At 74.7% G+C, this 14,043-nt stretch carries 13 protein-coding genes; 7 read left to right on the forward strand and 6 right to left on the reverse strand.

The window, feature by feature from the left end; genetic code table 11:
* The first annotated feature begins 36 nt into the window (after positions 1 to 36).
* A complete protein-coding gene (locus ACIA8O_RS05490) occupies positions 37 to 1,443 on the forward strand; it encodes a DUF2079 domain-containing protein (protein ID WP_396292234.1) in 1,407 nt (468 codons plus the stop codon).
* 7 nt (positions 1,444 to 1,450) lie between these two features.
* On the opposite strand, the gene ACIA8O_RS05495 is transcribed toward ACIA8O_RS05490, so the two are convergent.
* Positions 1,451 to 2,038, reverse strand: coding sequence for a dienelactone hydrolase family protein (locus ACIA8O_RS05495; RefSeq protein WP_396292235.1), 588 nt, complete (start codon positions 2,036 to 2,038; stop codon positions 1,451 to 1,453).
* A 19-nt stretch (positions 2,039 to 2,057) separates the two neighbouring features.
* Here ACIA8O_RS05495 and ACIA8O_RS05500 point away from each other — a divergent pair, with 19 nt between their 5' ends.
* Positions 2,058 to 3,842, forward strand: coding sequence for an alkaline phosphatase D family protein (locus ACIA8O_RS05500; protein ID WP_396292236.1), 1,785 nt, complete (start codon positions 2,058 to 2,060; stop codon positions 3,840 to 3,842).
* An 86-nt stretch (positions 3,843 to 3,928) separates the two neighbouring features.
* A complete protein-coding gene (locus ACIA8O_RS05505) occupies positions 3,929 to 4,738 on the forward strand; it encodes an arylamine N-acetyltransferase (protein WP_396292237.1) in 810 nt (269 codons plus the stop codon).
* A gap of 7 nt (positions 4,739 to 4,745) precedes the next feature.
* On the opposite strand, the gene ACIA8O_RS05510 is transcribed toward ACIA8O_RS05505, so the two are convergent.
* Complete coding sequence (locus ACIA8O_RS05510) at positions 4,746 to 5,381, reverse strand: hypothetical protein (RefSeq protein ID WP_396292238.1); 636 nt, start codon at positions 5,379 to 5,381, stop codon at positions 4,746 to 4,748.
* Positions 5,382 to 5,614: 233 nt separating this feature from the next.
* Between ACIA8O_RS05510 and ACIA8O_RS05515 the strand changes: the two genes are divergently transcribed.
* Positions 5,615 to 6,712, forward strand: coding sequence for an LLM class flavin-dependent oxidoreductase (locus tag ACIA8O_RS05515; RefSeq protein WP_396292239.1), 1,098 nt, complete (start codon positions 5,615 to 5,617; stop codon positions 6,710 to 6,712).
* Between the two features lie 7 nt (positions 6,713 to 6,719).
* Here ACIA8O_RS05515 and ACIA8O_RS05520 read toward each other — a convergent pair whose 3' ends face one another.
* A complete protein-coding gene (locus tag ACIA8O_RS05520; RefSeq protein WP_396292240.1) occupies positions 6,720 to 7,616 on the reverse strand; it encodes an ABC transporter permease in 897 nt (298 codons plus the stop codon).
* On the reverse strand, positions 7,613 to 10,348 hold the full coding sequence (locus tag ACIA8O_RS05525; RefSeq protein WP_396292241.1) for an alpha/beta fold hydrolase: 2,736 nt from the start codon (positions 10,346 to 10,348) through the stop codon (positions 7,613 to 7,615). The genes ACIA8O_RS05520 and ACIA8O_RS05525 overlap by 4 nt, the downstream gene beginning before the upstream one ends.
* 144 nt (positions 10,349 to 10,492) lie before the next feature.
* On the opposite strand from ACIA8O_RS05525, the gene trxA reads away from it, so the two are divergent.
* From trxA to ACIA8O_RS05540, 3 genes are all read left to right on the forward strand, one after another.
* A complete protein-coding gene (trxA, locus tag ACIA8O_RS05530; protein ID WP_396292242.1) occupies positions 10,493 to 10,810 on the forward strand; it encodes a thioredoxin in 318 nt (105 codons plus the stop codon).
* Positions 10,811 to 10,849: 39 nt separating this feature from the next.
* A complete protein-coding gene (locus tag ACIA8O_RS05535; RefSeq protein ID WP_396292243.1) occupies positions 10,850 to 11,473 on the forward strand; it encodes a pyridoxamine 5'-phosphate oxidase family protein in 624 nt (207 codons plus the stop codon).
* A 74-nt stretch (positions 11,474 to 11,547) separates the two neighbouring features.
* A complete protein-coding gene (locus ACIA8O_RS05540) occupies positions 11,548 to 11,931 on the forward strand; it encodes a VOC family protein (RefSeq protein WP_396292244.1) in 384 nt (127 codons plus the stop codon).
* Positions 11,932 to 11,992: 61 nt separating this feature from the next.
* On the opposite strand, the gene ACIA8O_RS05545 is transcribed toward ACIA8O_RS05540, so the two are convergent.
* Complete coding sequence (locus tag ACIA8O_RS05545) at positions 11,993 to 12,412, reverse strand: VOC family protein (RefSeq protein ID WP_396292245.1); 420 nt, start codon at positions 12,410 to 12,412, stop codon at positions 11,993 to 11,995.
* 53 nt (positions 12,413 to 12,465) lie between these two features.
* On the reverse strand, positions 12,466 to 14,031 hold the full coding sequence (locus ACIA8O_RS05550; protein ID WP_396292246.1) for an alpha/beta hydrolase: 1,566 nt from the start codon (positions 14,029 to 14,031) through the stop codon (positions 12,466 to 12,468).
* Between the last annotated feature and the right edge of the window lie 12 nt (positions 14,032 to 14,043).

Consider the following 14,043-nt stretch of genomic DNA (forward strand, 5'->3'; position numbering starts at 1 on the left):
TCGGGCTTTCCGACCGCTCAGCCGCAAGGACGCCCGATGACGACGGCCACCGCCCCCGCCCGCCCGGCCCCGCCGCTCCCGCTGCCCCCACCGCGACGGCGGCGGGCCGTTGCCCCGTGGGCGGTCGGGGCCGGCGTCTTCGCGGTGTACGCGGCCGTGGCGCTGCGGCTGCACGCCCGCTTCGAGACCACCGGCTACGACCTGGGCATCTTCGGCCAGGCGGTGCGCCACTACGCGGCCGGCGAGTGGCCCGCCTCGGAGCTGCGCAGCGACGGCATCCCGGGTCTGACGGCCTTTCCGCTGCTCGGTGACCACTTCCACCCGGTGCTGGCGCTGCTCGGCCCGCTGTACGCGCTGCTGCCGCGGGTGGAGCTGCTGCTGGTGGTGCAGGCCGCCCTGGTGGCGCTCTCCGCCGGGGTGGTCACCGGCTGCGCGGCCCGCCGGGGCGTCCGGGGCGCGCCGGCCGTCGGGCTGGCCTACGCCGGGGCCTGGGGGCTGCAGTCGCTGGTGGGCTTCGACTTCCACGAAGTCGCCTTCGCCGTCCCGCTGCTGGCGCTCTCGCTGGCCGCCTACCTGGACGGGCGGTGGACCGCCTGTGCCTGGTGGGGGGCGGCGCTGCTGCTGGTGAAGGAGGACATGGGGCTGACCGTGGCGGCGATCGGCGTGCTGCTGATCCGCCGTCACCTGCGGGCCGGGCTGGCGCTCTGCGCGGGCGGGCCGCTGGCGATGGCGCTGGTCCTGCTGGTGGTGCTGCCGGCCTTCAGCCCGAGCGGCGCGTACGGCTACCTGAGCTCCTCCTCCGGCACCTTCGGGCTGTTCGAGGGGCTGGACACCAAGGCGAACACCCTGCTGATGCTGCTGCTGCCGACCGGTCTGCTCGCGGTGCGCAGCCCGCTGCTGCTGGTCGCCCTGCCCACCCTGGCCTGGCGGTTCGCCTCGGGGAACACGGTCTACTGGGGCACCTCGCACCACTACTCGGCGGTGCTGATGCCGGTGGTCTTCCTGGCCCTGGTGGACACCCTGGCCCGGCTCCGGCAGCACCGCCGCACCGCCGCCGTGCTGCCCGCCGCGCTGCTCGCGGTCGCGGCCCTGGTCACCGTCACCACGGCCCAGTTCGGGCCGCTGCTGCTGGCCCGGGCGAGCGCCCCGTCGTTCTGGGCGGACGCGCCCCGGCAGGCGGCCGGGCGGGCGGCGCTGGCGCTGGTGCCGGACGGCGCGGTGGTCGCGGCCTCCAACACCATGGCCCCGCACCTGACCGACCGGGCCACCGTGTACCTGCTCACCCCGGGTGCCTTCGCGGCGGGGCGGCCCGTCCCGGAGTGGCTGGTCGCCGACGACGCCTCGGTCTGGCCCGGCCCGACGGCGGCCGCGCTGCGCGCGGCCGCCGGGTACGAGCAGGTCCACTCCGCCGAGGGCTTCACCGTGTGGAAGCGGGTGCCCTGACCGGCCGTCAGGCCTCGGCGTCCAGCTCGGCCAGGAAGTCCAGCGCGACGGCCCAGGTCCGCTCGGTGGCCTCGGCGTCGTAGTCGGGCAGCCCGGGGTCGGTGAAGAGGTGGCCCGCGCCCCGGTAGCGGTGGATCTCGACGTCGGCCCCGGCCTTGGTCAGGTTGAGGTACCAGGCGTTCAGCCAGTCCTCGGGCTCGAAGGCGTCCGGCTCGGCGACGTGCAGCTGCACCGGGAGGGAGGTGGCGGCGTCCTCGCGGATGTCGGAGGTGCCGTGCAGCAGGAGCAGGCCCAGGGCCTTCTCGTCGGCCAGCGCGAGGTTCTGCGCGAGCGCGGCGCCGAGCGAGTAGCCGGCGTAGACCAGGCGGGCGTCCGGGACGAGCAGCGGGGCGACGGCCGTCACCGCGCGGCGCAGCAGCTCCTCGCTGCCCAGCTCCTCCTTGTACGCCATGGCCTCCTCGACGTCCTCGAAGGTGCGGCCCTCGAAGTAGTCCGGCACGTGCACCTCGTGCCCGGCGGCCCGGAGCCGCTCGGCGGCCTCGTGCACGGCCGGCCGCAGGCCGTAGACGGAGTGGAACAGGACGATCTGGGCCACGACGGGGTCCTCACCTCGGATGTTTCGGGCTAACGACCCATCATCGCCCACGCCGCCGACAGACCGGGCCGCCCCACGCCCCGGTGAAGGGCCGACGAACAGTCAGCGCGACCCCTGGACAACGACTTACCAGTCAGTAGCCTTGTCGGACGTGACTGAGCCCACAGATGCCCTGTCCTCCGCCCGGCCGCGTCGCCGCCGGGTCCTCCAGGCCGCCGCGCTGACCGCCGGCGCCGCCGCCCTCCCGCTGGCCGCGGCCGCCCCGGCCACCGCCGCCTCCGCGCCGCAGTTCCTGCACGGCGTCGCCTCCGGTGACCCGCTGCCGGACGGCGTGCTGCTCTGGACCCGCGTCACGCCGACCCCCGAGGCCCTCCCCGGATCGCTCAAGGGCCCCGACACGCAGGTGGGTTGGCAGCTCGCCGAGGACCAGGGCTTCACCGCCGTGGCCGCCTCCGGCACCGTCACCACCACCGCCGCCACCGACCACACCGTCAAGGTGGACGTGCGCGGCCTGCGCCCGGCGACCCGGTACTGGTTCCGCTTCACCGCCGAGGGCGTGACCTCCCCGGTCGGCCGGACCGCCACCACCCCGGCCACCGACGCCGCCACCGCGCACCTGCGCTTCGGCGTGGCCAGCTGCGCCAACTGGGAGGCCGGGTACTTCTCCGCCTACCGCCACCTGGCGGCCCGCGGCGACCTGGACGCCTTCCTCTTCCTCGGCGACTACATCTACGAGTACGGCACCGGCCAGTTCGCCGCCCGGGGCAGCGTGGTGCGCCCGCACGCGCCGGCCCACGAGATCCTGAACCTCGCCGACTACCGCACCCGGCACGGCCGTTACAAGACCGACCCGGACCTCCAGGCGCTGCACGCCGCCGTCCCCACCATCGCCATCTGGGACGACCACGAGGTGGCCAACGACGCCTGGTCCGGCGGTGCGGAGAACCACACCCCCGGCACCGAGGGCAGCTGGGCCGACCGGGTCGCCGCGGCCAAGCAGGCCTACTTCGAGTGGATGCCGGTCCGCCCGTCGATCGCCGGCACCACCTACCGGCGGCTGCGCTACGGCAAGCTGGCCGACCTCTCGCTGCTGGACCTGCGCTCCTTCCGCTCGGAGCAGGCCAAGGCGGCCACCTCCGGCGTGGACAGCCCCGACCGCACCATCACCGGGCGGGCCCAGCTGGACTGGCTGAAGGCCGGCCTGTCCGCCTCGGACACCACCTGGCGGCTGGTCGGCAACTCGGTGATGATCTCGCCGGTGGCCTTCCTCTCGCTGCCCGGCTACCTGCTGCGCCCGCTGGCCGAGCTGCTCGGCCTGCCCGCCGAGGGCCTGGCCGTCAACCCGGACCAGTGGGACGGCTACACCCACGACCGGCGCGAGCTGCTCGGCCACCTGAAGGCCGAGGGCATCCGCAACACGGTCTTCCTGACCGGCGACATCCACTCGGCCTGGGCCTCCGACGTCCCGCACGAGGCGGCCACCTACCCGTTCTCGGGCAGCGCGGCCACCGAGTTCACCGTCACCTCGGTCACCTCGGACAACATCGACGACTTCCTCAAGGTCGCCCCGCAGACCGTCTCGCTGGTCGCCGCCGCGGCGATCCAGGGAGCCAACCCGCACATCAAGTGGGTGGACCTGGACTCGCACGGCTACGGCGTCCTGGACGTCACGCCGGAGGCGGTCCAGATGGACTACTACGTGCTCTCCGACCGCACCCGGAAGGACGCCACCAGCCGCTGGGCCCGCGGCTACCGCACCCGCTCCGGCACCCAGCGGGTGGAGCGGGCCAAGTCCCCGCGCTGACCCCGCCCGGGTGCCGCGGCGGCTGACGTCCGGTCAGCCGCCGCGGCACCCGGCGGATCTTGCGCCCGCCCCGGCCCCGGGGTGGAATGGGCCGGGTGGAACAGCACCCCGACACCCTCGCCCCCGCCCAGGTGGACGCCTACCTGGCCCGGATCGGCGCCGTCCGCCCGGCCTCGCCGGACCACGCCGCGCTGGCCGCGCTGCACCGCGCCCACCTGCTCGCGGTCCCGTTCGAGAACCTGGGCATCCACCTCGGCGAGCCGGTGGACCTGGCGCCGGACGCGTTGTACGCCAAGCTGGTGGAGCGCCGCCGGGGCGGTTTCTGCTACGAACTCAACGGCCTGTTCGCCGAGTTGCTCCGCGCCCTGGGCTTCCGGGTGACCCTGCTGGCGGCCCGGGTGTACGCCGCGCCGGACCGGCTGACCATCCCGTTCGACCACCTCGCCCTGCGGGTGGACCTGGCGGACGGGCCCCGGCTGGCCGACGTCGGCTTCGGCTCCTTCGTCCGCGAGCCGCTGCGGCTCGACCTGACCGCCCCGCAGCAGGACCAGGGCGGGAGCTTCACCGTCCGCCCGGACGGCGAGTACCTGGTGGTCTCCCAGGACGGCGAGGCGCAGTACCGGCTGGAGCAACAGCCCCGGCAGCTCGCGGACTTCGTGCCGACCTGCTGGTGGCACACCACCTCGCCCGGCTCGCACTTCACCCGCTCGCTGATCTGCTCCCGCCCGCTCGCCGAGGGCCGGCTGAGCCTCAGCGGCACCCGGCTGATCCACACCGCGGCGGACGGCACCCGCACCGTGGAGGAGCTGACCGAGGCCGAGGCGCTGGCCGCCTACGACGAGCGCTTCGGCTTCACCCTCCCCCGCCTCCCGGAGGTGCTGCACCCGGCGCCCTGACGCCCGGTCAGCGCCGCAGCCCGAAGCCGCCGCCGGTCCGGTAGAGCTCCTTGGCGGCCTCCCCGGGGGCCTCGCACCGCCGGGCCACCTCGCCGGGGTCACCGTAGCCCGGCACGGCCCAGGCCACCTTGGGGTGCCCGTCCGCGCCGGTGCGGAAGGCGTACGAGGTCTCCGGCTTCCAGTCGGGGAGGGTCGGCGGCACGTCCTGCCCGGGCGCGAAGTCGAAGTCCACCCGCTCCACCCTCCCGGTCAGCACCGGGAAGGCGGCGTCGGCCGGGCCCGCCAGGGTCAGGCAGTCCACCGCGACGGTGAAGGCGACGGACCCCTGGAAGCTGCCGTCCTCGTTCAGGAAGGTGTGCTTCATCGCCACCCGGCCCTCGGCCCGCACCGGCTCCCCGCCGCCCGGCCGCCGCACCGCACGGGCGTCGACCGCCAGGTCCAGCCAGTCGAACCGGCCCGCCACCGGCCCCTGCACGTCCAGCCGCGCGCTGCCCAGCAGCCGCAGCGGACCGGCCGCGTGCGCCCCGGCCACCGGTTCGAAGGCCGAAACCCACCCCGCGCCGTGCGGCGCCGCCGTCGCCACCGGCGCGGCGGCGGCCACCAGGCAGGCGGCCAGGGCGATCACCGGAAGTACCTTGCGCATGACGGTCCCTCATCTCCTCGCAGCGGCGCACCCCCTGTGCGCCACCACGACGATCCCGCGCCGGCCCCCTCCGCCGCGTCGCCCCCGGGGACGGCCGCCGCTTCCCCCGCGCGGGGGAGCCGGTGTCCGCCCGTGAACGGGGTGTTGAGCGCGGATGGCAAGTTCGTGGGAGCCGCCGCACACCGCCCGTCCTCCGTTGACCGTGCCCCGACGGGCTGGTCAGGATGAGCACCATGGCACTGACCGCGCACTGGTTCCTGCCCACCACCGGCGACAGCCGCCAGGTGGTCGGCGGCGGCCACGGCTCCACCCCCGGCACGGCGGGGGCGGACCGGCCGCCGAGCATCGCCTACCTGGGCCAGATCGCCCGCGCCGCCGAGCAGTTGGGCTTCACCGGGGCGCTCACCCCGACCGGCGCCTGGTGCGAGGACGCCTGGCTCACCACCGCGATGCTGACCCAGGTCACCGAGCGGCTGAAGTACCTGGTCGCCTTCCGGCCGGGCCAGCTCAGCCCGACCCTGGCCGCCCAGATGGCCACCAGCTACCAGAACCAGTCCGGCGGCCGGCTGCTGCTCAACGTGGTCACCGGCGGCGAGTCGGCCGAGCAGCGGGCCTACGGGGACTTCGTCGACAAGGCCGGCCGCTACGCCCGCACCGGGGAGTTCCTCGACATCACCGGCCGGCTCTGGCGGGGCGAGCGGGTGGACCACCACGGTGCCCACCTGCGGGTGGAGGGCGCGGAGTTGACCCGCCTGCCGGAGCCGGTACCGGAGGTGTACTTCGGCGGCTCCTCGCCGGAGGCGGTCGAGGTGGCCGCCCGGCACGCGGACGTCTACCTGACCTGGGGCGAGCCGCCCGCCATGGTGGCCGAGAAGATCGGGCGGGTACGGGAGGCGGCGGCCCGGCACGGGCGCAGCCCGCGCTTCGGCATCCGGCTGCACGTGATCAGCCGGGACGACTCCGAGGCCGCCTGGGCCGAGACCCGGCGGCTGCTGGCCGGGATGGACCCGGCCCGGATCGCCGCCACCCAGGAGGCGCTGGCCCGCAGCGAGTCGGAGGGCCAGCGGCGGATGCGCCTGCTGCACGGCGGCTCGGCCGAGCGGCTGGAGGTCTCGCCCGGTCTCTGGGCCGGGATCGGCCTGGTGCGCGGCGGGGCGGGCACCGCCCTGGTGGGCAGCCACGCCGAGGTGGCCGGCCTGATCGAGGAGTACCACCGCCTGGGCATCGACGAGTTCGTGCTCTCCGGCGCCCCGCACCTGGAGGAGGCCTACTGGGTCGGCGAGAACGTGCTGCCGCTGCTCGCCGCCCGTGGCCTGTGGCAGCCGTCCTGACCACCCCTCAGGACACCACGTCCTTGCGGGCGAAGCCGCGGAAGGCCAGTGCGACGAGCACCAGCGCGTAGGAGAGCGAGAGCGAGACGCCCTGCACCATGCCGCCCCACTCCAACTTCGGCTGGAGTGCGTCGGCCCAGGCGTACTGCCAGTGCGCGGGCAGCCAGGCGCGCAGGCCGCCGAGCGCGGTGACGGCGTCCAGGACCCCGGTGATGATGGAGAGGAAGACCGCCCCGCCGACCGCGCCGAGCGGGGCGTCGGTCACCGTGGAGAGCCAGAACGCCAGCGCGGCGACCACCAGTTCGGCGAGGAAGACGTAGGCGATGGCGACGGCCAGCCGGGGCAGCGCCTCGCCCGCCGGGACCACCGCTCCGGTCGGCAGCCGCAGGTCGCCCCAGCCGTAGGCGGCGGTGCCGACCAGCAGGGCGGTCAGCGGGAGCAGCAGCACCGCACCGGCCGAGAAGGCCAGCGCCACCGTCAGCTTCCGGGCCAGCAACCGCATCCGGGGCACGGGGGCGGCCAGCAGGTAGCGCAACGAGGACCAGCCGGCCTCGGAGGCCACCGTGTCGCCGCAGAACACCGCGACCGGGATCACCAGCAGGAAGCCGGTGCCCATGAAGAGCAGCGTCACCGAGAAGTTGAGGCCGGAGGCGGTGGCCAGCTCGATGAAGCTGGTCCGCCCCTGGCGGCCGGGCTCGTTGCCGCCCAGCCGGATGGCGGCCAGCACGATGAAGGGCAGCGCGGCCAGCACCCCGCCGATCACCAGCGTGCGGCGGCGCCGGAGTTGGCGCACCGCCTCCACCCGCAGCGGCAGCGTGCGGCCGGGCCGGTAGCCCTCCGCCTGCTCGCGGCCCGGGCCGCCGGGCCCGCCACCCGGGCGCTCCTGGTCCAGTACGGCCGTCATGCCGCCCCTCCTCCGATCAGCGCCAGGAAGGCGTCCTCCAGCCGTCGGTGCGGCCCCACGCCCTCCACGGGTACGCCCAACCGCACCAGTTCCACCACCAGTTCACCCACCGTCAGTCCGTCCAGCCGGACCAGCACGCCCTGCTCGACCTCCTCCGCCGAGGCCACGCCCGGCAGTTCGGCCACCTTGGCGGCGGCCGAGGCCATCGGGGTGGCCACCAGCAGCAGCTCGCCGGCGCCGACGATCTCGGCCACCGGCCCGGCGGTGACCAGCTTGCCGCGGTCCATCACCACCAGGTGGGTGCAGCTCTGCTCCACCTCGGAGAGCAGGTGGCTGGAGACGATCACGCTCCGCCCGCCGGCCGCGTACCGGATCATCACCTCGCGCATCTCGCGGATCTGCGGCGGGTCGAGACCGTTGGTGGGCTCGTCCAGGATCAGCAGCTCCGGCAGGCCGAGCATGGCCTGCGCGATCGCCAGCCGCTGGCGCATGCCCTGGGAGTAGGTGCGCACCGCGCGGTCCAGCGCCTCGCCCAGGTCGGCGATGGCCAGCGCCTCCTCCAGGTGGGCGTCCTGCTCGGGGCGGCCGGTGGCCTGCCAGTACAGCCGCAGGTTGGCCCGGCCGGTGAGGTGCGGCAGGAAGCCCGCGCCCTCGACGAAGGCGCCGACCCGGGAGAGCACCGGGGCGCCGGGGCGCACGGCGTGGCCGAACAGCCGGATCCCGCCGGCGTCGGGGCGGATCAGGCCCATCAGCATCCGCAGCGTGGTGGTCTTGCCCGCGCCGTTCGGGCCCAGCAGGCCGAGCACCTGGCCGCGCTCCACCCGGAAGCCCAGGTCACGCACCGCGTACCGGTCGGCGGCGCCGTGGTAGCGCTTGCTCAGGCCTTCGATCACCAGCGGCACCCCGGCCAGCGCAGGGTCGAAGGCGGGCCCCCCGGAGCGGCGCAGCCTGCGGTACGGCACCAGCAGCAGCACCGCCGCCAGCACGGCGATCAGCGGCAGCACCCAGACCCGGTTCGGCAGCGGGGCGGCCTCGGTGCGCAGCCCGTCCACGGTCGGCACCGTGAGCGGCCCGGCCGCCGAGATCCGGTAGGTAGCCGGTTCGTTCGGGGTGGCGTAGCCCAGGTCGCTGCTGGCCAGCACCAGCCGCAGCCGGTGCCCGGCCGCGAACTCGTGCTCCACCGCCGGGAGTTGCACGTTCACGGTGCGCCCCTGGGCGGCGTCGGTGACCCGCAGCGGGGCGGCCAGCTGCTGCGGCAGCACCTGACCGCCGTCCGGGCCGACGTCGTAGAGCTTGGCGAACAGCACCGCGTCCGGCCGGTCGGCCTGTACCCGCACCGGCACGGTGGGGGCACCGGTGAGCCGCAGCGCGGTGTCCAGCGGCGCGGAGTCGAAGGAGGCGTACTGGCCGGGGAAGTCGATCGCCAGGCTGAGGCCCCCGGTGCCGCCGGCCGCCGCCGAGAGGCTGCCCAGGGCGCCGCCGATGCCGGGCAGCGCGGAGATGTTCGGCGGGGCGCCGCCGGGCGGGTTGGCCACCGCCTGCTCACCGCCCGTCAGGTGCACGGTGCGGGTGGCGGTGCCGCCGAGGCCCGGGTACGCGTCGGCGCTCGCGCCGCGCAGCACCGCCTCGAAGCCGGTGGAGTCCAGCCCGCCGGTCCTGGTCACCCGGAAGGCCGGGCCGGTGTCGGCGCCCTGGTCCTGCTTCAGGTACCGGTCGAACCAGGAGGTGACCCGCTGCTCGACCCGCTCGCTGCCCTCGGTGCCGCCGTCGTGCCCGCCGGCGAACCAGTCCACCGCGACGGGCGCGCCGTTGGCGGCCACCGCCTTGGCGATCCTGTCGCCCTGGTCGAGCGGGAAGAGCGAGTCCTGCTGGCCCTGCACCACCAGGGTGGGCACCTTCAGCCGGTCGGCCACGCTGGACGGGCTGGAGCGGTCGAGCAGCTTCACCGCCTCGGGGTCCGTCCGCCCGCTGGTGGCCACCCGGTCGTACATCGCGCAGAGCTCGTCGGAGAACTTCCCGCAGCCGACCGGGCCCTCCTGGGCCCTTCCGCCCTGAGGGGCCGTCAGCCCGCCCGCCGAGCCGGTGGTGAAGAAGATCCCGGCCCACAGCTTCTTGAAGACGCCGTCCCCACCACCCGCCGCCTGCGGGAACAGCGCCTCGTTCAGGTTCCACCAGGTCACCTGGCTCGCCACCGCGTCGATCCGCCGGTCGTACGCGGCGCCGAGCAGCGCGGCCCCGCCCCCGTACGAGGCACCGCTGATGCCCACCCGCGGGTCACCGGGCCCGTCCAGCCGGACCTCGGGGCGCTGCGCCAGCCAGTCCACCAGCCGTCCGACGTCGGCGATCTCGCGGTCCGGCGCGTCCAGGCCGATCCGGCCGGTGGACTCGCCGAAGCCGCGGGCCGACCAGGTGAGCACCGCGTAGCCCTGCCGGGCCAGCCGCTCGGCCTGCTCGCGGACGCCGTCCTTGGAGCCGCCGAAGCCGTGCGCCAGCAGCACGGCCGGGCGCGGTCCGGTGCCGCCCGCGGTGAAGAAGGAGGTGTCGATGGAGACCCGCTCGGTACTGCCCGGCGCCTCCGGCATGTCCAGCCGCAGCGCCTCCTGACGGACCGCCACCTCGTCGTCGCCGACGGCGGCCACCGCCGCCCCGCCGCCCGCGAGCACCACGAGCGCCGCCCCGGCGGCCCACCACTTCCGCTGCCCGAGGCGACGCCACGCCCCACCGAGTCCCATGGTCACCGACCCTAGCCGCCCGGCAGGTAGGAAGCTTGTAAGCGCCCTCCTGCCCCCGGACTCCGTCCAGTCCGGGAATGAACCGGCCGAACTAACCGTTGAAGAGCCTGACAGCAGTTAGGACGTACCGACGGGAGAGTCCCCATGGCCACCGACGTGAACGGCGCGACCTTCGCCGAGCAGGTGCTGGGCAGCGACAAGCCCGTGCTGGTCGACTTCTGGGCCGAGTGGTGCGGCCCCTGCCGCCAGGTGGGCCCGGTGCTCGACCGGATCGCCGCCGAGCACGCCGACCGCCTGACGGTGGTCAAGGTCAACGTGGACCAGAACCCCGACCTGGCCGAGGAGTTCGACATCCGGGCGATCCCCGCGATGAAGCTCTTCAAGGGCGGCGAGGTGGTCCACGAGCTGCTCGGGGCGATGCCCGCCGGGGCCGTGATGGCCGAGCTCGACCCCCACCTCTGATCCCGCCGCTCCACCGAACTCCCCCGAGAGGAACCGGCCATGGCCGACCGCTACGCCGAGATCGCCTTCTCCCCGAAGGTGCAGGAGCACCAGCGCCGCAACGGAAGCCTGCGCGCCTACGCCCCGCGCACCGCCGGGCCCTCGTCCGGGCCGGTCCTGCTCGGCCCGGACGAGCGGATGTTCATCGGCGCCCGGGACAGCTTCTACCTGTCCAGCGTCGGCGAGTCCGGCTGGCCCTACATCCAGCACCGGGGCGGCCCGCGCGGCTTCCTCCAGGTGCTGGACAACCGGACGCTGGCCTTCGCCGACTTCCGGGGCAACCGCCAGTACATCAGCCGGGGCAACGTCGACCACGACGACAAGGTCGCGCTCTTCCTGATGGACTACGCCAACAGCACCCGGCTCAAGATCTACGGCCGGGCCCGGGCCGTGGAGGCCTCCGAGGACCGGGAGTTGCTGGCCCGGCTGCAGCCCGAGGGCTACCGGGCCCACCCGGAGCGGGCGATGCTGATCTCGGTCGAGGCCTACGACTGGAACTGCCCGCAGCACATCCCGCAGCTCTTCCCGATCGAGAACGTCCGGGCCACGGTGAACCACTACCAGCAGAAGATCGCCGCGCTGGAGGCCGAGCTCGCCGCCCTCAAGGCGGAGAAGGACGCCTGACGGGCCGGCCGGGTACGCGTCCGCGGCCCTTAACCCGTTGGACGCGTACCTGACCAGCCGCCATAGTGACCGCCATGGCTTCTCTCGTGCACCACATCACGGTCGACTGCGCCGACACCTACGCCCTCGGCACCTTCTGGGGCAAGATCCTGGACTGCAAGCTCGCCGACGCCGACTTCCCGGGCGACCCGGAGGCACTGCTCGTCACCCCGAACGGCATCGAGATCCTCTTCATCGCCGTCCCCGACGGCAAGACCGTCAAGAACCGCCTGCACTTCGACATCCAGCCCTCCGACCGCACCCGCGACGAGGAGGTGGAGCGCCTGCTGGCCATCGGCGCCACCGTCGTCGCCGACCGCCGCCGCCCGGACGGCACCGGCTGGGTCACCATGGCCGACATCGAGGGCAACGAGTTCTGCGTCGAGCGCAGCGCCGCCGAGCGCGCCGCCACCGCCTGACCCCTCGGTCGCCGTCGCGCTGCGGGCACCCGTCCCGCCGCGCGGCCGGCCTGACGCCCGGTCAGCTCACCGCCCCGTCCTCGCCCAGCTCGGTGAAGAGGGTCAGCTGCAGCCCGGCCGGGCCCTCCAGCCGCGAGTTGAGCGAGTTCCACGGCGTGCGGACCGGCTCGGCCACCACCTCCGCGCCCGCCGCCGCCAGCCGCGCCGTCACGGCCGGGGAGTCGTCCACCTCGAAGGCCACCCGGATGTGCCCGGCCACCCGGCGGCCGACCTCCACCTCGTCGATGAATTCGGCGTGCCCCGGATCGGTGATCTCCAGGGTGGCCCGGCCGGCGTCCAGGATGGTGACCCGGCCGTCGGGCGAGGAGAAGGCCGCCTGTTCGGCCAGGCCCAGCTCGTCCCGGTAGAAGCGCAGCGCCGCCTCGTAGTCGGCGGCGGTGACGACCAGCCGCAGCTGGCGGACGGCGGATCCCTCGGACATGTCGGCTCCTCACCTGGTGGTCCCGGTTACGGAGCCGACAACCTGACGTCCGGTCAGATCATTCCGCGTCCGAACAGCGCCGCCGTGCCGCCCGCCTTCGCGGCGCCGGCCGGCACCGGGTCGGGGCGGCAGAACCGGTCCCGGGCGGGCAGCTGCCCGGTGACCAGGAAGCGGTGCGTCTCGGTGATCGCGCAGGACGGCGCCTCCGGGTCGTACGTCCCGTGGTTGCCCGCGTCCACCGTCACCATCCGGGCCCGCCCGCCCAGCGCCTCGCGCAGGCCGAGCGCGCCGGCGTAGGGGGTGGAGGGGTCGCGCAGGTTCTGCAGCAGCAGGATGTTCGCCGGCCCGCGGTCGGTGATCCGCACCGGGGGTTCCACCGGGTCGTTCCACCACAGGCAGGGGAAGACGTTGACGCCCATCCCGGCGAGCAGGGGGTAGCGCTGCCGGTGGTCCGTCACCTTCCGCTGGTAGGAGGCCGGGTCGCGGTTCCACTTCACGTCGCCGCAGACCACGGCGAGCATGGCGGCGACCTCGTTGTCCGCCGGGATGCCCTCCTCGACCACCTTCGGGTACCAGGCCGGGGCCTGGGCGTCCCTCCCGTCCAGGAAGCGCCACCAGGCGGCGATCTCCGGGAAGAGCGCGGTGTGGGTGGACAGGCCCCGGTAGAGCATCCGGAAGCGGTTGCCGCTCACCTCGCCCGCCTCGGGGTGGTGGCCGGGCGTGCGGTCCAACCGCGCGGCCAGTGCCAGGAATCCGGCCCGCACCTCGGCCGGGGTGGAGCCGAGCCCCAGCTCGGCGTCGCGCCCGGCCGCCCAGGCGGCGAAGTCGCCGAAGCGCAGTTCGGCCCCGCTGTCCCAGAGGGCCCACATGCCGTGCCAGATCCGGGCCGGGTCGACCAGGCTGTCCAGCACGAAGCGGTCGGTGCGCTCGGGGAACAGCTGCGCGTACACGGTGCCGAGGTAACTGCCGTACGAGCCGCTGAAGTAGGAGATCCTCCGCTCGCCGAGCGCGATCCGGATCCGGTCCATGTCCCGGGCGGTGTTGGCGGTGGTGACGTGCGGCAGCACGTCCCCGCCGTTGGCCAGGCAGTCCGCGGCGAGCGCCCGGCCGAAGGCGACGTTCGGCGCGATCGAGCCGTCCGGCGCCGGGAACGGGAGCACCTTCTCGGTCGGCAGGCCGGCCTCGGTCCGGCCGCAGGTGAGCGGGGCGCTGTGGCCGATGCCGCGCGGGTCGAAGCCGATCAGGTCGTAGCGGTCCAGCACCTCCTGCGGGTAGAGCTGCGCGTAGGCGCTGGGCAGGTGCAGGCTGCGGGTGCCGGGGCCGCCGCCGTTGTGCAGCAGTACGCCGCGCCGCAGACCGGGCTTGGCGGTGGGGAGCCGGGAGACGGCGATCTCGATGGTGCGGCCGTGGGGCTCGCGGTAGTCGAGCGGCACCTTGACGGTGCTGCAGAGCATCCGGGGGTCGTGCGGCGGCCAGCCGGCCTCCGGCGGACAGTCCTTCCAGACCAACTGCGGTGCCGCCGGGGCGGCTTGGGCCACGGGGACGGCGGTGGCGCCGAGGCCGGCGGCCAGGGTCAGCGCGGTGAGCACACCGACGACCCTCTGACGAATCATCAACATGGTCCAGACCAT

This window comes from Kitasatospora sp. NPDC051853 (assembly GCF_044452665.1).
GTDB lineage: Bacteria > Actinomycetota > Actinomycetes > Streptomycetales > Streptomycetaceae > Kitasatospora.